This window comes from Shinella sp. WSC3-e (genome assembly GCF_945994535.1).
Classification (GTDB): domain Bacteria; phylum Pseudomonadota; class Alphaproteobacteria; order Rhizobiales; family Rhizobiaceae; genus Shinella; species Shinella yambaruensis.
The window spans coordinates 72,475-93,570 of sequence record NZ_OZ000538.1 but is presented as its reverse complement, the minus strand read 5'-3'; the positions used below and the strand labels follow the sequence as shown (position 1 = coordinate 93,570).

General features: G+C 60.2%; 19 protein-coding genes and 3 pseudogenes. 20 read left to right on the top strand and 2 right to left on the bottom strand.

Going from position 1 to position 21,096, the window contains the following annotated elements; all coding sequences use genetic code 11:
- Positions 1-44: 44 nt before the first annotated feature.
- From AABF56_RS36635 to AABF56_RS36625, 3 genes and pseudogenes are all read left to right on the top strand, one after another.
- A pseudogene (locus AABF56_RS36635) lies at positions 45-767 on the top strand (DUF1403 family protein); the annotation flags it as partial.
- 59 nt (positions 768-826) lie between these two features.
- Positions 827-928 (top strand): annotated as a pseudogene (locus tag AABF56_RS36630) (IS3 family transposase); the annotation flags it as partial.
- An 89-nt stretch (positions 929-1,017) separates the two neighbouring features.
- Complete coding sequence (locus tag AABF56_RS36625) at positions 1,018-2,091, top strand: IS5 family transposase (protein WP_272809583.1); 1,074 nt, start codon at positions 1,018-1,020, stop codon at positions 2,089-2,091.
- Between the two features lie 437 nt (positions 2,092-2,528).
- Here AABF56_RS36625 and AABF56_RS36620 read toward each other — a convergent pair whose 3' ends face one another.
- Positions 2,529-3,515 (bottom strand): GntR family transcriptional regulator, encoded by a 987-nt coding sequence (locus AABF56_RS36620; protein WP_272809584.1) that lies wholly within the window; start codon positions 3,513-3,515, stop codon positions 2,529-2,531.
- A 372-nt stretch (positions 3,516-3,887) separates the two neighbouring features.
- Between AABF56_RS36620 and AABF56_RS36615 the strand changes: the two genes are divergently transcribed.
- The 10 genes from AABF56_RS36615 to AABF56_RS36570 all read left to right on the top strand — a co-directional run bounded on the left by AABF56_RS36615 (position 3,888) and on the right by AABF56_RS36570 (position 14,376).
- Positions 3,888-5,015 carry an ABC transporter ATP-binding protein gene (locus tag AABF56_RS36615; RefSeq protein ID WP_272809585.1) on the top strand — a complete coding sequence of 376 codons (1,128 nt, stop codon included), beginning with the start codon at positions 3,888-3,890 and terminating at the stop codon, positions 5,013-5,015.
- A gap of 34 nt (positions 5,016-5,049) precedes the next feature.
- Positions 5,050-6,123: an ABC transporter substrate-binding protein gene (locus AABF56_RS36610; RefSeq protein ID WP_272809586.1), complete on the top strand. Its 1,074-nt coding sequence runs from the start codon at positions 5,050-5,052 to the stop codon at positions 6,121-6,123.
- 101 nt (positions 6,124-6,224) lie between these two features.
- Positions 6,225-7,877 carry an ABC transporter permease gene (locus AABF56_RS36605; protein WP_272809587.1) on the top strand — a complete coding sequence of 551 codons (1,653 nt, stop codon included), beginning with the start codon at positions 6,225-6,227 and terminating at the stop codon, positions 7,875-7,877.
- A gap of 43 nt (positions 7,878-7,920) precedes the next feature.
- Positions 7,921-8,901 (top strand): quinone oxidoreductase family protein, encoded by a 981-nt coding sequence (locus AABF56_RS36600; protein ID WP_443021361.1) that lies wholly within the window; start codon positions 7,921-7,923, stop codon positions 8,899-8,901.
- A gap of 43 nt (positions 8,902-8,944) precedes the next feature.
- Positions 8,945-9,985 (top strand): mannonate dehydratase, encoded by a 1,041-nt coding sequence (locus tag AABF56_RS36595; RefSeq protein WP_272809589.1) that lies wholly within the window; start codon positions 8,945-8,947, stop codon positions 9,983-9,985.
- 19 nt (positions 9,986-10,004) lie between these two features.
- Positions 10,005-10,964, top strand: a complete 960-nt coding sequence (locus tag AABF56_RS36590) for an HpcH/HpaI aldolase family protein (RefSeq protein WP_272809590.1) — start codon at positions 10,005-10,007, stop codon at positions 10,962-10,964.
- Positions 10,924-11,667, top strand: coding sequence for a TIM barrel protein (locus AABF56_RS36585; protein ID WP_272809591.1), 744 nt, complete (start codon positions 10,924-10,926; stop codon positions 11,665-11,667). The genes AABF56_RS36590 and AABF56_RS36585 overlap by 41 nt, the downstream gene beginning before the upstream one ends.
- Before the next feature lie 40 nt (positions 11,668-11,707).
- Positions 11,708-12,844 (top strand): mandelate racemase/muconate lactonizing enzyme family protein, encoded by a 1,137-nt coding sequence (locus tag AABF56_RS36580; protein ID WP_272809592.1) that lies wholly within the window; start codon positions 11,708-11,710, stop codon positions 12,842-12,844.
- A gap of 102 nt (positions 12,845-12,946) precedes the next feature.
- A complete protein-coding gene (locus tag AABF56_RS36575) occupies positions 12,947-13,936 on the top strand; it encodes a Gfo/Idh/MocA family protein (RefSeq protein ID WP_272809593.1) in 990 nt (329 codons plus the stop codon).
- A 32-nt stretch (positions 13,937-13,968) separates the two neighbouring features.
- Entirely contained in the window at positions 13,969-14,376 is a 408-nt protein-coding gene (locus tag AABF56_RS36570) for a nuclear transport factor 2 family protein (protein ID WP_272809594.1), read from the top strand.
- A gap of 172 nt (positions 14,377-14,548) precedes the next feature.
- Here the strand turns inward: AABF56_RS36570 and tnpC are convergent.
- Positions 14,549-15,175: pseudogene (tnpC, locus tag AABF56_RS36565) on the bottom strand (IS66 family transposase); the annotation flags it as partial.
- A gap of 108 nt (positions 15,176-15,283) precedes the next feature.
- On the opposite strand from tnpC, the gene AABF56_RS36560 reads away from it, so the two are divergent.
- The 7 genes from AABF56_RS36560 (at position 15,284) to AABF56_RS36530 (ending at position 21,038) form a co-directional block, all read left to right on the top strand.
- Complete coding sequence (locus AABF56_RS36560; RefSeq protein ID WP_272809595.1) at positions 15,284-15,745, top strand: transposase; 462 nt, start codon at positions 15,284-15,286, stop codon at positions 15,743-15,745.
- The gene (locus AABF56_RS36555; protein WP_272809596.1) at positions 15,642-16,439 is read left to right on the top strand and encodes an IS3 family transposase; all 798 of its coding nucleotides are present in this window, start codon (positions 15,642-15,644) and stop codon (positions 16,437-16,439) included. The genes AABF56_RS36560 and AABF56_RS36555 overlap by 104 nt, the downstream gene beginning before the upstream one ends.
- Before the next feature lie 45 nt (positions 16,440-16,484).
- Complete coding sequence (locus AABF56_RS36550) at positions 16,485-17,099, top strand: NAD(P)-dependent oxidoreductase (RefSeq protein ID WP_272809597.1); 615 nt, start codon at positions 16,485-16,487, stop codon at positions 17,097-17,099.
- Between the two features lie 249 nt (positions 17,100-17,348).
- Positions 17,349-18,218 carry a MurR/RpiR family transcriptional regulator gene (locus tag AABF56_RS36545; RefSeq protein ID WP_272809598.1) on the top strand — a complete coding sequence of 290 codons (870 nt, stop codon included), beginning with the start codon at positions 17,349-17,351 and terminating at the stop codon, positions 18,216-18,218.
- Between the two features lie 73 nt (positions 18,219-18,291).
- The gene (locus tag AABF56_RS36540; protein ID WP_272809599.1) at positions 18,292-18,639 is read left to right on the top strand and encodes an AtuA-related protein; all 348 of its coding nucleotides are present in this window, start codon (positions 18,292-18,294) and stop codon (positions 18,637-18,639) included.
- An 11-nt stretch (positions 18,640-18,650) separates the two neighbouring features.
- Positions 18,651-20,000, top strand: a complete 1,350-nt coding sequence (locus AABF56_RS36535) for an acyclic terpene utilization AtuA family protein (protein ID WP_272809600.1) — start codon at positions 18,651-18,653, stop codon at positions 19,998-20,000.
- Positions 20,001-20,102: 102 nt separating this feature from the next.
- Complete coding sequence (locus AABF56_RS36530; protein ID WP_272809601.1) at positions 20,103-21,038, top strand: sugar ABC transporter substrate-binding protein; 936 nt, start codon at positions 20,103-20,105, stop codon at positions 21,036-21,038.
- Positions 21,039-21,096 lie beyond the last annotated feature (58 nt).

Sequence of the window (21,096 nt, the reverse complement as noted above, 5' to 3'; positions counted from 1 at the left end):
TGCGGTTTTGCCAACAAATATGGCACAAACCGCGCCTGTGCGATATGGTCACCATCATGGATTCGCCCGCCGACCAGCCCGCATCGTTCCTCGTGCGACCCGCCGTCCTGCCCGGCTGGGCGATGACGCGCGGCCGCGAGCCGGACGACCTCGGCGCTGCGTTTGCCGCAGGCATCGCCTTGAAATCGCTGGACGACCTCGTTTCCACCTCGCCCGTCTGGGCCGTCTGCTGGCGCTCCCGGCAGGCCCTGAAATGCGCCGCCGTCGCCGTCCGGCTGATGGGCCGCAGCGAGGACGAACATGCGTTGCGTGATTCGCTTTTGCTCACCACCATTGGCGGCGATCCGGGACCGGCCGGCCGGATGTTTTCGGCCTACAAAAGGATTTCTGTTCGAAAACCCGCCTTTTCCTCGAAAGCGGTGGCTGAGCTTGCCGATCTGTTGGGGCTGGCCTGGGACGACCGGCTCACCGCGGCGGTCGATCATGCCGACGATGCGCTGCAATCCGGTCGCCCGGCGCCGTTTGCGGCTGCGGATCTGGTGAGCGCCATCCACGCGATGCGGCCGGATGCCGAGCCGCTGGCGTGGATGCTGGCCGATATGCTGATCGCCGCGCTGTTGAAATGGGATTATGCCGTGCCGCTCCTGATGGCCGAGCGCTATGGGCCTGCCTTCAAGACGCTTGGGGGCAGGGGCCGCGTGCGCCCGAGCGAGCGGGCCTTCGCCCGGGCCGTCTGCCTTGCCCTCACCGAGGCAACGGGCGCGGCCCTGCGCACCGCCGGTGAGATCGCGCGCCGTGCTGAAAAGTTGCGCGCAGCCGCGCCGAGGTGGACGCCTACATCCATTGGTACAACGAAAAGCGCATCAAATTATCACTTGGCGCCCTCAGTCCCATCGAATATCGAAACAGCCTTGGACTTAACGCATAACCAGTCCAACTGGACGGTTCTATTAACCTCGCCCTTTTCCCGGATTTATGATTCCTTGTGCCGTGGGTTGATGCTTTGCGAGGTGAGCGATGCGTGGCCATGCGGGACTTTTCGATGTGGACGATCGTCTTCGTCGGCTGAGCGATCAACTCGAGGCCTATGCCCGGGTTGTCGATTTCGAGGCATTCCGGCCGGAACTGGACAAGGCGCTGTCCTATACGAGCGGCCCGCAGGGTGGCCGGCCGCCCTACGATCCGGTGATGATGCTGAAGGTGCTGGTGATCCAGACGGCCAACAACCTGTCGGACGAGCGCACCGAATTCCTGATCACCGACCGGCTCTCCTTCATGCGCTTCCTCGGGCTCGGCCTGTCCGACCGTGTTCCCGACGCCCGCACGATCTGGCTGTTCCGGGAGCGGTTGACCAGGGCGGGTGCGATCCAGTCCCTGTTCGAACGCTTCGACACGATGCTGTGCGAGGCCGGCTATATCGCCATGTCCGGACAGATCGTCGATTCCAGCCTGGTGGCCGCGCCGAAGCAACGCAACACGAAGGAGGAGAAGGACGACATCAAGGCCGGCCGCATCCCGAAAGCATGGGAGGACAAGCCCGCCAAACTCCGACACAAGGACCGCGACGCTCGCTGGACGGTGAAGTTCACCAAGGCCAAGCCGCAGGCGGACGGCACGCTCCCGCCGGTTGATATCGCCATTCCCGCCTTCGGCTACCAGAACCACATCTCGATCGACTGCAAGCACGGGCTGATCCGCAAATGGATGGCGACGGACGCAGCCGCCTACGAGGGAGCCCGGCGGCGTGAGGGGCTGCTCGACAAGACCAATACGGCGCGCACCGTCTGGGCGGATACGGCCTATCGCTCGAACGCCAACGAGACATTCATGGAGAAGAACGGCTTCGTCAGCCGCATCCATCGCAAGAAGCCAGCGGGGCGGCCGATGCCGGAGGCGACACGGCACGCCAATAACCTCAAATCGAAGGTCCGCTCGCGTGTCGAGCATGTCTTTGCCGAGCAGAAGAGCCGGATGGGCCTGTTCATCCGAACCGTCGGCATCGCCCGCGCCACCACCAGGATCGGGCTCGCCAACATCCTCTACAACATGAAGCGGCTGATATTCCTGAAACGGCGGCCGGTGACCGCATAGGTCGCCCGCCGGGGCCAAAGGCAAATCATCGCGCCCGCTTTAAAACACTCCGAGCCTGCCCCGTGGCACAAAGTGCCAGTTCAAACCTCGGAAATTACGTTAATAGAACCGTCCAACTGAAAGCGAAAACCAACAGCAGGCATTGCGGCGACCTAAGTCTATGCTCGCGCGAAAACTGGCCATTCGCGCAGGTCTGTGTGCATCACGCCCGAACGCTTAGCCACCGATTATGGGCTTCCCGACGCGCCCACGTACCTCGCGGTCGCGGGTTTCGACCTGGCGATGGAAGCGATGGAGCGCTTCAGCGCGTGAGGCGCGTCGCCCTTGTTGAGCCCAATCTGGGCACGACGCTTCCCGCCGCGTCCGATAGGAGGCGACGTTCCGCTGTTGAATGACGAGGCCGCCTGATTTTTCACAAGTGACAGCCCTGGCGCTATTCACGCTCTGCGTTGTAGATATGACAACGAAACCTTTTTCTTCACCGTGCGAATATCTGACAAATGGGCTTTAAGGCGTTCCAAATCTGCACTTAGATGATCGGTCATCGCCCGTTTGGCTTGCTCGCCGTTGCCGCGCAACAGCGCTTGGAACACAGTCATATGCTCCGTCATAAATAATTTATCGTGAGATAGCGATAATGCATCGATCCAAGTGTACTTCCTAACAATCATCGTGCAGCCCGTGTGCAGCAATGCACGGACGACTTCGGCATTTTTTAGAATATCAATGCAATCGAGATGCAAATCAAGCTCAAGTTGATTAAGCTGTTGTGCCGTTATGTCTGGATATCTCTCTGCGGCAAATTTTAAACGGTCCATCATCTCGGTGAATTCGGACCTGGTTGCAGCACATGCAACATTTTCTATTGCTTCAGGTTCAAGCATAATTCGCAGTTGGTATAGTCGTTCAAGGCGCTTCTCATCTAGACCAACAACGGACCAGCGGCCCATCGTGTCGCGTGCGACCATGCCGTTGACTTCTGCACGATTGAGGACATGCCCGACTGTGGAACGGCCAATGGAATAAAATGATGCCATTTCGCTTTCGTTGATGCTGCTGCCGGGCTCGAATATCGAGGCGTACATAAGGTCGCGTTCAACAGTGTTGAATACACGACGCCAAAGCGGGGCTCGAATTGCGGCTTGGGGCGAGAAAGCAAACATTTCTGCCCTAATTGGCTCCCTCCGAATAACGCAACCCGGGGGACCGGCTACTAATCCTCTCCCGTCAAATGAATGGACAATACCCTCCTCTTGCAACACGGACAGGGCTTGTCGAACCGGCGAACGGCTTGTGTTGAAGACTTGGGCTAGGGGGCCTTCCAGAAGAACCAGGCCGACCGGAAGGCTCCCTGACTTGATGGCCACTCTGATTGCTTCCGCGATCGCTTTGAACGCGGCAACGTGTAGATCGATTTTGCTCAATGTATCAACACCGATGAGTTTCCTGTGCCATACCATGCGCTTAAGCGGGTGGCCCCGTTTCATTATTGCGAGTCGTCACCCAAACTCAAACCCAAAAAATGCCTGTTGACGGCAATGTTCGTTTATTGCAAGGTACGGCTCTCGCTAATAGCCGGCGCCGTTGAGGAGATAGGCAGCCGATTCAGCGAAGCCCCTTGAGGAGAGGGGAGTACCCACGCAGCATTGGATAGCAACTAGTCTTGATGGGGCCGCTGCTCTTTGAGCTTTAATGGTCTGCCGCGTGAAGGCATGCGGCGGAGGCAGTTGTCTTTCTAATCCCAATAGAGGCGTTGTTTTATGTTGTCTGTTATTGAAGCCGGGGAGAAGCAACGTATGGCCTCAGTCAATGCATCGATGCCGACGACCACAACTGGATTTATCGAAGTAAGAGACCTCGTTATTTCCTATGGCGCGTATGTTGCTGTCCATAGTGTTTCGTTTTCCATCCAGCGCGGCGAGCATCTGACGCTGCTTGGCCCGTCGGGCTGCGGCAAGACGACCACGCTGCGCGCCATCGCCGGCCTGGAGCAGCCGACTTCGGGCGAAATCCTTATCGATGGGGAGCCCGTCTTCTCGTCCCGGTCGCGCGTCAACCTCCCACCCGAAAAGCGCAATCTTTCCATGATGTTCCAGTCATATGCAATCTGGCCGCACATGACCGTGGCGCAGAATGTTGGGTATGGCCTGCGGGTCCGGAAGGTGCCGCGCGAGGAAATCAGTCAGCGGGTAAACGAGATCCTGGAGCTTGTCCGGCTGCAGGACTATGCGAGCCGGCCGGCATCACAGCTGTCCGGCGGGCAGCAGCAGCGCGTCGCTCTTGCCAGAAGCCTCGTCTTCAAGCCACGTGCCCTTCTTCTCGATGAGCCGCTTTCCAATCTCGACGCCAAGCTGCGCGGGCAAATGCGAATCGAGCTCAACCAGTTGCAGCGGCAGGTTGGTGTGACGTCAATCCACGTGACGCACGACCAGGAGGAGGCGTTCGCGACGTCGGACCGGATCATCGTCATGAATGGCGGCCGCATCGAGCAGATCGGGACGCCGCTGGAAATCTACGATCGGCCCAAAACTCGGTTCGTCGCTGATTTCATTGGGGCGTCCAATCTCATCGAAGGCACGTTGCTTGCGGGCAACTCCTCCTCAGAAGGACGCACGCACTTCCAGACCACCAGCGGCGAGCTGATCGAAGGTGTGTCCGCGAGGGTCAATCAGTCGGCAAATCCGGCAATGTCGATACGCACGATTTATCCCGAGCTCTATCGCGAGAAGCCGACTGATGAGGAGGAGGTTAACGTCTGGCCGGGGAAGATCGCGTTCAAGACCTTTCTAGGGGATGCCGTTCAGTATCACGTCGAATGGCTGGGTGGCACGATGGTCGTGATGAAGCCCCCTATAGATGTGTTCGAGCAGTACGAGGAAATCTGGATGCGGGTCGATCCAAAGCACTGTGTGCTGGTGGACTGATGTCAGCTTGAAGTTTTTTAAGGGAGGAAGAGCAATGTCCAATAACATAGGCGAGTTGATCTTGAGCCGGAGACGGCTCCTGAAAAGCGTAACGGCGGCTGGTGTTGTCCTCACCACAGCGCCCATCCTGCGGGGAATGGCGCATGCAAGCCAAGCCGACATCGAAGGATCCAAGAAAGAGGGCAAGTTGGTGTGGTACACCTCCATTGCGCCTGAGGAGGGTGTCGTTGCCATCCTGGGGGCCTTTCGACAGAAGTATCCCTGGATTGACGTCAGCAGCTATCTGAGGCTCCAGAACGGGCGTCTCTACCCCAAGCTCCTGGAGGAGACCACCCAGGGCGCGTATCTGGCCGACGTGTTCCACCAGTCGGAACTGGCCTATGCCATCGACTTCACCAAGCGCGGCTTCTTCGATCCTTACAAGTCGCCCGAGGCGGAATCCTACGACTCCCGGTACAAGGATCCGGATGGCGCATGGACCGGATTTGCGCTGCAATATGCCGGGATGTCGTACAACCCCAACATCACGAAGCCCGAGGACGCGCCCAAGAAATGGTCCGACCTGCTCGACCCCAAATGGGGCGGCGGAAAGATGAACGTTAAGGATTCGAACTCGGGCGCCCAGTACGCGATCTACCAGGCCCTGTACGAGATCTACGGCGCCGAGTACTGGGACAAGTTCGCCGCGCAGAAGCCGATCGTCCTGCCGGGACAGCAGCAGCAGTACGAGCGCATCATCAACGGCGAGGACCTGATAAACGCCAACGCCTCGCCGAACGCCTGGAGCACCTTCAAGCAGAACGGCGCGCCGCTCGAATACATCTATCCCGAGGAGGGGGTGCCTTCCTTCTTCGGCCAGGGCGGTATCGTGAAGGGCGCGCCGCATCCGCACTCTGCACGGCTCTTCATGGACTTCTTCTGCAGCAAGGAAGGCCAGACGATCTTCGTGGAGCAGATCGGGAACCATTCGCCGCATCCTGATCTCGCGCCGCCGAGGCTGCTTCCGCCGCTGAGCGAGCTCAAGCTACTCGTTCCGTCGGACGCCGAGCAATATGTCAACGGACAGGCGGCCTGGCGGGAAAAGTGGAAGGCCATGGGCGGCGCCTGACGACGCAGCTTTGCCTCATCTGACAAATATCCCAGCGACAATTCTGTCGCTGGGCCGTTGCTCAATTGTTTTATCACGGAATAGCCATGCCTCGATTGTCGATGCAGAATCTGATAATGGGCTCGACCGCGCTCATCGCAGTCCTGCTTGTTCTTTATCCGGTCTTCTTCGTCGTCCAGGTTTCCCTGAACGTCGGGGATCCCGGGTCGCGGGTCATCACCGATTACGGCTTCGAAAATTACGGCGATATCTGGCGCAATCTCGGATGGCTGGGCAACACGTTTCTCGTGGCCGTTCCCAGCACGCTCGTCGCCGTTGCCGCCGGCGGTATGCTGGCCTGGATCATTCACCGCACGAACGTTCCCATGGCCAGCGTGCTCGACCAGCTTGTCCTGATGCCGTTCTACCTGACGCCGCTCGTAGGTGCGCTCGCGTGGAACATTCTCGGCACGCCGACATCTGGTCTCATCAATATCTTCTGGCGGGGGCTGACAGGCCTGGAAGGTCCACTCGTCAACATGAACTCGGTGAGCGGCATCGTCTGGGTCAACGCCCTATACGAAGGCGCGGTCGCCTATGCCATCATCACCGGCGCGATGAAGTCGATGGACCCGTCGCTCGAGGAGAGCTCGCAGGTTCTCGGCGCGGGCAAGTTCCAGACGCTGCGGAACATCACCTTCCCGCTGCTCCGCCCCGCTTTGGTCGGCGCGACCGCGCTGGTGTTCGCCGAGATGCTGAGCTCCTTCTCCGCAGCGCTGATCCTCGGCGCGCCGATCAACTTCTATGTCGTCACGACGCGCATGTACCAGTTGCTCGCCGGCTACCCGGCCGACTATCCGGCGGCCGCCTCGCTCGGCATCGCGCTCAGCTTCTTCACCAGCGTGGCCGTGTGGGTCTATGCCTGGTCGATCCGCGGGGGCAGCTTCGTGACCGTCACCGGAAAGGCGTTCCGCTCGAGGACGATCCAGTTCGGGGCCATCCGCTGGCTCCTGCTCGGCTTTGGTGTCCTCTACGTGTTCCTTTCCCTGTTCCTGCCGGTCGCCGCTCTCGTCTACGCGTCGTTCCTTCGCTTCACGACGACCATCCTGGCCGACGCCGTCTTCACGCTGAACAATTACCGGGTCGTGTTCGCCAACGCGGCCACCAGAACCGCGATCGAGAACAGCGTCATCCTCGCCTTCGGCACGGCGACGATTGGCGTCTTCTTCATGACCATCCTGAGCTGGGTGATCTATCGCACCAAGGTACCAGGTCGCGAACTGCTGGAATATGTCGTGATGGTGCCCAACGGCATCCCGCGCATCGTATTCGCGCTGGGGCTGCTCTGGGCGTGGATCGTGATCCCGATCGGCGTTTACGGAACGCTCTGGCTCCTGTTGATCGCCTACATCACCGTTTCCCTGCCGCTCGGCGTCAGGGCGATATCGGCCGTGCTGCTGCAGCTCGACCGCAGCCTGGAGGAAAGCGCCAGGGTCTGCGGCGCGAGCTGGGTGAAGACGATGGTGACGGTGACTATGCCCCTGCTCAAGCCGGGCTTGCTCTCGGCGTGGATGCTGCTGTTTATCGTCTCCGTCCGCGAGGTCGCGGCGTCGGTGCTGCTCGTCTCGGCCAATAACAAGGTCATCGGCCCGGCGATCGTCGGCAGCTGGGAGGTATCGGGGACGCAGATAACGGCGGCGCTGTCGATCATCCAAAGCCTGATCGTGCTCCTCGTCCTCCTCGTCGTGCGCAGGCTCACGCGCCAGGCTTCATAAGCTTTCCCTGATCAACCACTTGAAGGAAGAACAACCCTTGTCAATTGAAACCTCCCGCATCATCGTCCGCGGCCACGGCGGCCCGGAGGTCCTCGAGCTCGAAAGCGTGCGTCTCCCGCCGCCCGGCGAGAACGAAGTCCGCGTGCGTCACACCGCCATCGGACTGAACTTCATCGATATCTACTTCCGCACTGGGCTCTACTCCGCGCCGGGCGGATTGCCGGTGACGCCCGGCCAGGAGGCGGCTGGCGTCGTCGAGGCCGTGGGCTCCGGCGTCCAGGGCTTGGAGGTCGGGCAAAGGGTGGCCTATTGCGGCAGCCTGGGCGCCTATTCCCAGCACCGCAACGTTCCTGCTTCCGTGCTCGTCCCAGTGCCGGACTCGATCGGCGACGACATCGCCGCCTCGGTCATGCTCAAAGGCATCACGGCCGAATATCTGCTGCGCCGCACCTATCGCGTGGAGAAGGGCGAGACGATCCTGTTCCATGCCGCCGCCGGCGGCGTCGGGTCGATCGCGTGTCAGTGGGCCAAGCGTCTCGGCGCCCGCGTGATCGGGACGGTTGGGTCCGAGGACAAGGTCGAATTCGCCCGTCAGTGCGGATGCGACGAGGTGCTGCTGCACACCGATCCGGACCTTGCGTCCAAAGTGAAGGCGCTCTCGGGTGGCAAGGGCGTCCCGGTCGTCTACGACGGCATCGGCAACTCCACCTTCCTGCGGTCGCTCGACTGCCTGCGACCACGCGGGCTGATGGTGAGCTTCGGCAATGCCTCCGGCGCGGTCGAGGCGTTCAATCTCGGGCTCCTCGCGCAGAAGGGCTCCTTGTATGTCACGCGCCCGGCGATCGCGACCTACACGTCGAGCCGTGAGGAACTGATCGAGGCGGCCAAGGCCGTTTTCGAGATGATAGCGAGCGGCGCAGTCGGGCTTGCTCCGCCTCGCAGCTTCCCTCTGGTAAGCGCCGGAGAGGCGCAGGCGATGCTCGAGGGCGGCAAGACAACCGGCACGACGATCCTGAAGCCATGACATCGATCAAGACGAACAAGACAATCAGACAGGAGATGACCGGATGAAATTGGGAGACAGGCTGAGCCTCGATAACCCGCAAAGCTTCACTGACGAGAACCTTCAGTTTCTCAGGCAGATGGGCGCAGATGGCGTTATGGTCAATGTCGGCGACGTTCTGGGCCCTACCGTCGAACCGGCGAATATGCCCAGGAGCACCGCGGCCGAGCGCTTGCGCTCAGGCCAGCACTGGGAGGTGGAGGACCTTGTCGAGCTTCGGCAGCAGGCCGAGCGGCACGGACTGGAACTCTTCAACATCTCGGTCACGCCGCTATTCCGCTACAACAAGATCGTCGGAGGCGTCGACGGCCGCGACGAACAGATCGAAAGCTGGTGCAGGTCGATCCGCAACCTCGGTGAGGCGGGAATTCTGTCGATCACTTACGCCTTCGGCCCCAATATTGGTGCGACCGCGAAGGCCTGGCGGACCGGCAATCAGCCCGTCAGGGGCGGAGCGGAGGCGCCGGTCTTTGACGAGACGATGGTGGACAATGGCCGCGACGTCGGCATCGGGCCGCTCTCGGAAGATCAAGTCTGGGAGAATTTCGCTTACTTTCTGAAAGGGATCATGCCGGCGGCGGAAAAGGCGGGCGTCAAGATGATGCTCCATCCGGCCGACCCGCAGGTGCCCGTGCTCGGCGGAATAGCCCAGATCCACCGGTCGGCGGAATCCTTCTTCCGGACCTTCGACATCGTGGACAGCCCGAGCAACGTGGCCTGCTTCTGTCAGGGCTGCTTCGCCCAGATGCTGGAGGGTGAAGACGTGATCGCCGCGATTCGCCGTTTTGGCGAGATGGGCAAGATCGGCTACGTGCACTTCCGCAATGTGGAAGGCACGCGCGGCAATTTCGTCGAGCAGTTCCCCGACGTGGGCAAGGTCGACATGTATCGCGCCATGCTCGAATACAAGAAGGTCGGCTTCGAGGGGTATTTCACACCCGATCACGTTCCGGAAGTAATTGGCGATACCCCGTGGGGCCATCGATCACGGGCCTTCGCACTCGGTTACATCCGCGGGCTTATCCAATCTGTTCAGTCCGCGTGAGCGGCCAATAGGAGGCACAATGTATATTCGCAGGAACAGGGTCAAAGAGAAGCTCCAGAACGGAGAACTGGTTCTCGGCATGGAGACCTGGATTAGGGATCCGCGCCTGGTCGAACTCGCCGGCCAGGCAGGTTTCGACTTCGCCCATATCGAGTTCGAGCACGTCGCACGCAACTGGGAATCGGTGGAGAACATGGTGCGCGCGGCCGAACTGGCCGGCCTGACGCCGCTATTCCGGACCGAGCAGTGCATCGACGGGTCTCCGCCGCTGAATCAGATCATCAAGGCGCTCAAGCTCGGCGTGAAGATTCTTCTGGTCCCGCAGGTCGACACGGCGGAGCAGGCGAGGAAAGTCGTCGCCGCGACCAAGTTCCCGCCGGCCGGACAGCGCGGCATCTCGACCACCGACCGCAGCGCCACGGCTCTGTTTCCCACCCCCGAGGTCGCACTCGACGTCCGACGCTATGCCGACGAGAGCAATCAAGAGACCATGGTCTGGCTGCTGATCGAATCGCCCGAAGGCGTCGCCAACATCGATTCCATTCTCGCTGTCGAGGGCGTGGATGTGGTGGGTTTCGGGCATCAGGATTACTCCCTGTCCGCAGGCGAGACCAACGATGGGTCCAGCCGGGTGCACGAGGCACGCGAGACGGTTTACCAGGCGGTAAAAAAGGCCGGAAAGACCATGTTGTGGGTCACACCGGACCCAGAGGAGGTCGGCCGGCAGGCGGCGCGGGGAGTCAACCTTTTCCTCACCGGAACCGATCTCAATCTGATGGACACGGAAATGCGAAAGCTCGCGACCAAAGCGCGCGGCTGCCAAGAAGTAAACGACGATCGAGAGATAACGCAGCGAGATGACAATGACACAGAACACGTTGAAATTCGCCCTGAACCACATGTCGGCGCCCCAGTTGCCGTGGAAGGAATTCCTGCAGGTGGCGAAGGATGTCGGGGTCGATGCAGTGGAGATCCGTAACGATCTCAAGGACCAAGCTCTCGGAAACGGCTATTCCGTCGCCAAGGCGCGCGCCGATGCCGACGAGGCCGGCGTCAAGGTCCTCACCATCAATGCACTTATGGACTTCAACGCCTGGAATGACGAACGCGCGACGCGCGCCGCCGAGGTGATCGGCGCCGCCGCGGAGCTCGGGGCAATGGGCGTGATCCTTGTGCCCTACTTCACCGACCGGAAGCCTCCGGAGGAGACGGTGCGGGCTGAGCTCGATGCGGCGTTTAAGGGACTCCAGCCGATCCTGAGTCGGCACGCCATGATAGGTCTTGTCGAGCCACTCGGCTTCGAGCGGTGCTCCCTAAGCTCCAAGCGCATTGCCGCAGACGCGATCAAAGCCCTCGGCGGAAGCGAGTTTCGGCTTGTCCAGGATACTTTCCATCATTACGTCGCGGGCGAGCCGGAGTCTTATCCGGAGATTACTGGCCTTATCCACATTTCCGGCGTGGAGCGCACCATCCCTCCCGCCGAGATGAGCGATGACGACCGCATTTTTGTCGGTGAAGGGGATGTGCTGGGCACGATCGAGCAGACGCGTCACTTCATTGATCGGGGCTATGATGGTTATATTTCCTTCGAGCCTTTCTCGCCTGCCCTTCGCAATGATCCCGACCCGCGCGCGACGATCGCGCGCAGCATCGACTATGTGCGGCAGGCTCTGGTTCAATAGGCGCCCAATATCATAGCAATCCGATCGAGCGGGAAATACCATGAAAGACGTTAAGATCACTGACCTGACCTGGGAATCATATCGCTGGCCGCGCGACGAGCCGGTCTGGAGCGGGGCGCCGCACTTCTTCGGCGGCGAGCGCAATCTTTTGTCCCATATCGGGTTGACAGTCGCGAAAGTCCACACGGACGCGGGGTTGGTCGGAATCGGCGTTGGCCTCGGCGGATTGCCGGCGAGGGACATTTCCGAACGCTTCCGCTTCAAGGAGAAACTGGCTGGTCATAACCCGCTCAACACAGAACGCTTGTGGCACGAGCTCTGGGTGCCGCGTTGGTACGGTCGGCGGGGGCTTGAGACCCTGATTATGTCTATCATCGACATCGCCGTATGGGACCTTGCCGGCAAGGTACTCGAGCAGCCAGTGTACCGGCTGCTGGGGGGATACAAGGAGAAGATTCCAACCTATTCGACGGGCGGTTACTACGCAAAAAACAAGGGAGTGCGCGGCCTTCAGGCCGAGGCTGAGAAGGTGGCCGCCGACGGATTTCGCAGCTTCAAGATGCGCGTCGGAGGACTGCCCCTGTCTGAAGATGTGGCGCGCGTCAAGGCGGTGAGGGACGTAGTCGGCGACGACTTTGAGCTGAAGCTGGATGCCAGCAACTCCTGGACCGGCAAGTCGTTTGAGGCCATCCGCTTTGCGCATGAAGTGGAGCACCTCAAGCCTTACTGGCTCGAGGAGCCGGTCGCTCCAGACGATTATGCGGGGCACGCCATCATCGGCGAGCGCACTAGGATTCCCGTCGCGACCGGCGAGAATGAATACACGTGCTTCGGATTTCGCGACCTCATAACCCTTGGCAAGCCCGCCATCATCATGCCTGATCCGATGATCGGCGGTGGCATTACCCAATTGAAGAAGGTGATGGCGCTGGCTGAGGCCCACGATGTCGCCGTATCGCTTCACGGAAACCAAGAAATCAACGTCCATATAGGCGCGGCATTTCCGAATGTGCTCAGCATCGAGTTTTTCGACCAGCACATTAATCCGCTTTGGGGTCAGGACCTTACCAATACGTTGCGTCTTAATTCCGATGGAACGGTATCCCCCTCAGATCGTCCTGGGCTCGGCTTTGAACTGAACATGGACGTCCTGGAGAAGTACCGGGTGTCCATCTAATTGCAGATTTGCCGTTCAGTCCTTCGGGATGGGCTTGGATGATCGCCGCTGCCCCGCCCAAGCGGACGACGGCTTATTTCAATGAGATAAAGGAGACCGTCGATGTTTAGATGGGGAGTACTGTCAACGGCGACGATCGCTCGACAGCAGATCCTGCCCGCGATAGCCGAGTCGGAAAATGGCGTCGTGAGTGCCATCGCCAGTCGTAATCTGGCGAAAGCGCAGACGCTCGCTCGTCGCTTTAACGCATCTAATGCCTTTGGCTCTTACGAGGAGCTCCTCGCCTCGCCCGACGTCGATGGTGTCTACATACCGCTTCCCACCTCCATGCATGTGGACTGGACAAAACGCGCCGTCGAGGCCGGAAAACACGTGCTGGTGGAAAAGCCACTTGCCAACGATGCCGCAGAGGTCGAGTCCCTCCTGGTGCTTTGCCAGGGCCGATCCCTGCTCGTCAGCGAAGCCTTCATGATCGTCTACCATCCACAATGGCAAAAGCTTCGGGAAATAGTGGTGAGCGACCGGCTTGGCGCGCTGAGGCAAGTGCAGGGAGCGTTCACGTACCACAACGTCGACCCCGGCAACGTGCGGAACATCCAAGTCTTGGGTGGCGGTGGAATGGCAGATATCGGCGTATACCCGATCCTGGCGACGCGCTTTGCGACCAATACGGAGCCGAAGCGGGTGCGCGCAACGATCCGACGAGATGCTGTATTTGGGACAGACGTCCATGCATCCGTTGCCATGGACTTCGGCGCCTTCGATCTGTCTTTCTACGTCTCCACGCAGATGGCTCTCCGGCAGTACATGCTCTTCCATTTCGAGAAGGGGTGCGTGGAATTGGAGGCGCCTTTCAATGCCCGGCAATACGCTCACGCCGTCGTCCGGATTTCCGATCAGGACCATAGGTCGGGCGAGATATTCTCCTTCGGAGAGGTGAATCAATATCGCCTAGAGGTCGAAGCCTTCGTCCGCGCCGCGTCGGCGGGCGGCGAGGCGTTCTCGCTCGAGAGCTCGCTGCGAAATCAGCAAGCGGTTGACGCGGTTTTGAAGGCGGAACACCAGGACGGCTGGGTCAGCGTGCGGCGATGAGCGAGGATAGTCGCCCATGCGACGCTGAGTTCGTGTCCGTGCATCTGGATTGCGTCCAGGTGGTGACGCATTTCCTGCGTGGCCTCGACCATCGCCGCTACGACGCGATGGTGGATTTGATGCATCCGCAGGGAACGTGGCTGCGCATGGGCAAGGTCCTGACGCGCGACACCATGCTTCGCGAACTCGCCCAGCGCTCGACGACGTTCTACACCAAGCATATCCTGACGAACCTGGTGGGCAGCTGCGTTGGGGAAGACCGGTTTATTCTCGAAGGATACCTGCTGGTCATCCGCTTCGACGACGGGTCGATCTACGACGGCCCGGCCCCTTTAAATGGCATTTTCGCCACGGAGGATTGGTGCGCCGAATTGAGGCAGGTCGAACAGAAATGGAAGATATTCCAGATTCGCGGGCGACAGACTTTCCTTTCCCTATAGAAGAGAGGTGCGTGTCCCCGACAGCGCCCGCCAGATCGAAAGGCGCACGGACGCCTCAACCGGCAAGGCTCGAATGAGGGTGGCCTGGCGGTGCTTTCATCGTAAGCGCTCATTTCCATGCGCGTTGACGCGGGCGATTTGACGGGGCGCGCTGTCAGACGGCTGCATCGGATCAGGCAGCGGCGGTCTTGGCGAAGTTGAAGGGCAGCAGGTCGCTGATGTCGGCTGCATCCCTGCGCTGTGGTAGCTCCGTGAGGACGTGGCGCAAATATGCCAAGGGTTCGATGCCGCAGGCGCGGCAGGTCAGCATCAGGCTGTAGACGATGGCACTGGCCCGGGCTCCGTCCACGGTGTCGCTGAACAACCAGGATTTTCTGCCGGTTGCGAAGATTCTGATGTCGCGCTCGAGGAGATTGTTGTCGATCGGCATCCTGCCGTCTTCGGTGTAGCGTGTCAGATACTGCCACTGGTTCAGGGTATAGGACACGGCATCGCCAAGGTTGGTATCCGGCACGACCTTCGGCGCGATGTCATCGAGCCATGCCTTGAGAGCATTGAGGATGGGCACGCTATGTTTCTGGCGGAAGCGGCGAATGCAATCGGCTTGTGTTTCGCCCTTGTCCGGCTTTTCCTTTCGCGCCTGGCTTTCAACCCGATAGAGCTGCTCGAAGAACTTCAGCGCCTGCTCCGGCGGGCCGCCGCCTTTCTTCCTTGTCTTGAGGGCCTCGACGAAACGACGCCGTGAATGGGCCATGCATCCCAGATGGGTCGCTCCCTCCAGGGTGCGCCATGCGCTGTATGTCAACCGGCGCGGAATGTTGACCCCTTATTGGAGTGAACCCCTCGGACTGGACCACGGGACACGGAAAAACTGATACACTCTGCGGGCCTTAATCGGAGAAGGCTCATGAAGTCCCGAGGTCCATATCGCCGACATTCGACACCGTTCAAATTGCAGCTTTGCCAGGATATCCGAAACGGCGTCATCGGACGGCGCGATGCACAGCGCACCTATAGCGTTTCGGCCAACCTCATCCAGTTGTGGCTAACGCAGTTCGATCGTGGTGAGCTGAACGATGAAGAGGCGGAGGCGAGCGTCATTGCCGAGTACGAGGCCCACATTGCGGCGCTCGAACGTAAAGTCGGCCAACTCACGATGGAGCTGGACCTGGTGAAAAAACTCCGCGCCAGCCGATCGCCGAAGGCAACGAGAAGTCCTCCATCATCAGCGGTCCCCGGCCTGCTCCGTCAGACGGGGGTGCAAAGTGATCGACCTCCCGAGAAGCACGTTTTACTACCGATCCACGGCAAGGGCTTTGAATCTCGGCGATGCCGAGCTCGTTGCGATCATCGAGGACATCCAGGATGAATTGCCCTGCTATGGGTATCGGCGCGTGACGCACGAGCTTCAGCGAAGAGGCCACTTGGTCAACCACAAGCGTGTCGCTCGCGTCATGCGGGCCAATGGCCTCGGGATCAAGCCTCGCAAGCGGTATGTTCGCACGACGGATAGCAACCACGATTCACTGATCTACCCGAACCTCTATCGCAATGTGATCCCGGCGCGGCCTGACATGGTCTGGGTGGCCGACTTCACGTACATCCGCATCGCCGTCGGCTTTTGCTATCTCGCCGTCATTCTCGACGCTTGCAGCCGGAAAGTCGTCGGCTATGGCCTGTCAAAACGCCTGGATACGCCGCTGGCATTGGCAGCGTTGCGTTCGGCGCTCGAGAACAGAAAGCCTCCACCCGGCTGCATCCACCACACGGACCGCGGATGCCAATACGCAAGTGAGACCTATCGACGAGCGCTCGATGCCGCCGATCTGCAGGGATCCATGAGCGCTGTCGGCAACCCTTATCACAATGCTCAGGCAGAGAGCTTCATGAAGACCCTGAAAGTCGAGGACATCTACATCGCCGGCTACGAGACATTCGCGGATGTGGCCGAACGCTTGCCCAGGTTCATTGAGGATATCTACAATGCCAAGCGGCTGCACTCGGCCCTTGGCTACAGATCGCCAGCAGAATTTGAAGCCCAACTCGCCCAGCAGGCGGCTTAGTTCGAAGCGCCTCGCTGGTCCAGTCCGAGGGGTTCACTCCACTTCGTGGCGGAGGGTGCGCCGGTTGTCCGGCGTCTGCGCGGCAGTACATTCGGCGCCATCGGCATGGGGCGTATCGGCACGGCCGCATCGCGGCGCGCCGCGGTCTTCGACATGAAGGTGATCTACTTCGATCCGTTGCATGCCGATGGTCACGAACTCGGCCTTGGCTATGAACGCGTGCGTTCGCTGGATGAGTTGATGGAACGATCGGACGTTGTCAGTCTGCATGCGCCCTTATCCCATGCGACCCGGAACATTCTGGATCGGGCGGCTTTTGCGAAGGCGAAGCAGGATGCCATCGTCATCAACATCGCGCGGGGCGGCCTTACCGATCTCGACGCTCTCCACGACGCAATGAAGACGGGACGCATCGCCGCGGCCGGCCTGGACGTCTTTCCCGAGGAGCCGCTTGTCAATCCGCCGGAGCTTGCGCGCGCGTGGCGCAACAGGGAACCCTGGCTGGAAGAAAGACTCGCCATATCGCCGCACGCAGCCTTTTATTCCGAGGCAGGCTATCACGACATTCATCGGCTGTCGGCCGAGGTGGTGATGGACTATCTCCTGCGCGGGCATCTGCGCAACAATGTCAATCCGGGCTGGCGGGCCGGCCAAAGGTGAACCCTGTGCGGCAGGAACCAGCAGTCGCTGGTTCCTGCCGACTTAGGGATGGATTCCGGGCACCCGTTTTCGTATGCGCGTCCCTACGATGCGGCATGATATCGAGAAACTGGTCTTTTCGGGCACAAACATGTCGTGGACATCGTGACTGCCGAAGCTGTTCGGCGGCGGAAAGGGTAGCGGTCGATCTCGCTGGATAATAGAATGAAATAGAATTATTGTTCTATTTTGTTCTACGTTGGAGATATCATGACCACGCATCTGAAAGTTCACCCCGCCACGCTGCAGGATCTCCGGGATCAGATCGAGCACAGCATCGAGGGCCTGCCGAAGCAACTGGCTAAAATCGCCCGATATTGTCTCGACCACCCGCAGATCGTGGCGATGTCGAAGATCGGCGATCTCGCCGATGGTGTCGGCGTTCATGCCTCGGCCATCGTGCGCTTTGCCCAGCATTTCGGCTTCTCAGGCTTTACGCCGTTTCAGGCCCTGTTTCGCGATTCACTTCTGGCCGGCTGGCCTGACTACACCTCACGCATAACGCGCCTGCTGTCGGAAGGTGACCAGCCTGCCGGCGTGGTCGACCGCTTCATCGATGTCTCAATGGCTTCCCTCATCGCGCTGAAAGAGAGCATCGACAGGGGTAGGATGGAGAATGCGATATCGTTGCTCGCAAATAGCCGGAAAATCTACATTATCGGTTTGAAGCGCTCGTTTCCGATCGCTTTTTACATCTCCTATGTGCTGCGTAAGCTCGACATCCATTCCGCGCTGATCGAAAGCAATGGCGGACTGCTGATGGAACGCGCCAGTTGGTGCCAACCGGAGGATGGACTCCTGGCCGTCAGTTTCACGCCCTATGCATCGGCCACCATCGAGGTGGCAACCGAACTGGCGCGGCGAGGCCTGCCGATCGTTTCCATAACGGATTCGAAATTTTCCCCTCTGGTTCCGCTGTCTCAGGAATGGATCGAAACGACTGAGCACGATTGGGGTGGCTTCCGTTCCACCGCTGCCACGTTCGCCATTGCCATGGGGTTGGCCATTGGAATCGCAGAGTTTCGCGGACGCGACGCGCAAAGGGATGCTGCCGTTCCCGGAATCAATGATTGGCTCTAAATAGAACTTGAATTCTAAAATTTATCTGTTATAGAATTGCAATTGTAAGGCTGGTGGACATGTGGAGGAGTGAATGTCCAAAAAAGTAAGGCTGGGCGAGCTGTGCCATGCGCGTTCCGGCGACAAGAACGACATCGCGAACGTTGGCGTCATATGCTTTGATCCCGCACACTACAATTGGCTGGTCGAGAACCTGACCGCCGAGGCGGTAGCGGCGTATTTCGGTTCTCATATCAAGGGGCCGGTCGAGCGCTTCGAACTGCCGCGTATTGCGGCCGTCAACTTTCTACTACATGGCGCGCTCGGCGGCGGCGTGACCCGCTCGCTCATGGTGGACGGTCACGGCAAGGGCGTCAGCGCCATCATGCTCGACATCCTGTTGGACGCACCTGCGACCGACGACATCAGCCGCGCTGCTTAGGGGAGGGGATTATGAGCAAGACCATTCGCATTGGTGGCGGTTCCGCCTATGAGGGCGATCACCTCGATGCCGCGCAGGTTCTCGCCGAGAAGGGCGGCCTCGACTATCTGATATTCGACTGCCTCTCGGAAAAGACGATCAGCGAGGCCTATCTACGGCGCGAGCGCGGCCTTGATTGCTATGACGTGCTGTTGGAGCCGAAGCTGCGTGCCGTGCTGCCAGGCTGCCGGCGCAATGGGACGCGCATCATTCTCAATGGCGGCATCCTGGACCCTGAAGCGGCGGCAAGGCATGCAGCCAGGATTTGCCGGGATCTCGGATTTCCCGACGTCAAGATCGCCTACGCCATTGGTGGCGACGTTTCTGACGAGGCGCGGCAGTCCGACCTTGGTGTCCGGGAAACCGGAAAAGGCGTTTCGACGTTCGGCAACGCATTCTACGGCGCCCATGCTTATGGCGGGGCCAGGCCGATCGTCGATGCGTTGGCGGCCGGCGCGGATATCGTCATCACGGCCAGGGCGGGCGATTCTGTTCAGTATCTTGCCCCGATGATCCACGAGTTCGGCTGGTCCTTCGACGATTGGGACAAGGTCGGCGCGGGCCTCGGGCTTGGCCATCTTCTGGAATGCGCCGGCCAGGTGTCCGGTGGCTATTTCGCCGATCCCGGCCGGAAGGACGTGCCGGATCTCGATGCGCTCGGTTTTCCGATCGCCGAGGTTGATGCCTCCGGTGACGCGACGATCACCAAAGTGGAGGGCACGGGCGGTCTCGTGACCGCGCAGACCTGCAAGGAGCAACTGGTCTATGAGATCGGCGATCCCGCCAACTACCTCCATGCCGATGGTGTCGTTGATTTCACAACCACGCACATCCGCGAGGTCGGCAAGGATCGCGTCCGCATCGAGGGGACGACCGGCAAGCCGCGGCCCGAGAAGGCGAAGATCGCCGTCGCCGTGCGGGAAGGCTATGTCGGCCTCGGCCGTATCATGTATGGCGGGACCGGTTGTTACAGAAAGGCGCAGCTCGCCGCCGACGTGGTCAAGAAGCGCCTGCAGAGCATTCACGGCATCGATGCAGCCTCCGTTCGCACCGACTATGTCGGCGTGAATGCGCTTTTCGACTGGGGTATCGATCCCGACGCAGTGCGGGAAGTGGAGCTGCGCATTTCGGGGCATTTCGACACGAAAGAGCAGGCTGAAAAAATCCCGCTCGAAGTCTCGATGCTGCCCTGTAACGGGCCTGCCGGCGCAAGCTGGGGCCGGCCGCTCGACCAAGGCGGCGTGGAGCCGGTGATGGGCTTCTATTCGGCCCTGATGGAGCAGGATGCCATCCGGTACGAAGTGCGTCACCTCGTTTCCTGATCTCGCTCCGCCTCGACGCTTCGTGCGTCGAGGCGGGCAGAATTGCGATGCCGCGAGGAGGCGGTCTCATTTTTCGATCTCACGTACTTTTGGGAGGAAGTCATGAGCAAGTTTACGAAGTTTTTTGCTATCGGCGCCATCGTGCTCGCTGGTGCCGTCTCTACCGCTGCGGCGGCGGACAAGATGCGTTTCATCGTCGTCAGCCACGGGCCGGCAAACGATCCCTATCACTCTGTCGTGAAAAACGGCCTGATGCAGGCGGCGTCCGATCTCGGCGTGGATGTGGAATATCGCGCCAACGAGACCTTCGATGTCGTGAAAATGGGCCAGCTCATCGATGCGGCGGTCAACCAGCAGCCGGATGGGTTGATCGTGACCATCCCGGATGTGTCGGCGCTCGGTGCCTCGATCCATCGTGCCGTTGCCTCCGGAATCCCGGTCGTTTCGTACAATTCCGGGCTGAAAATCTATAAGGATGTCGGCACCCTCGTCCATGTCGGCCAGGACGAATACATGACCGGCACCATGGCTGGTGAGGCCTTCAAGAACATGGGCGCGAAGAATGTCGTCTGCCTCAATCACGAGGTGGGCAATGCCACGCAGGATGATCGTTGCCGTGGGTTGAGCGACGCCTACGAGGGCAAGGTCAAAGTGATCCCCGGCAAGCCGGATCCATCGGCGAATGCCTCCATCGTCAAGGCCGCCGTTCAGTCGGACTCAACAATCGACGGCGTGTTCTGCACGAGCACCGTGCTTTGCGCCGAACCGGCGACCAAAGCCCTTCGGGAGGTCGGCTCTCAGGCGCTTGTCGGAAGCACCTCGCTCAGCTCGGCCTTCCTCGATTCTGTCGGCAATGGGGAGGCTGCTTTCGCCATGGACCAGCAGCAATTCCTTCAGGGTTATTTGCCGGTCTCCATTCTTTACAACTACATCCGTTTCGATCTGCTGCCGCCTGCTGCGATCATCACCGGCCCTCAAGTGATTACGAAGGACAAAGTGGGTCGCCTCGCCGAGCTCGCCTCCAAAGGCATTCGGTAAAGTCGTTCCCGGCCGCCGCCCCGCGTGACGGAGCGGCGACCGGGCCTCGATCGCTAGG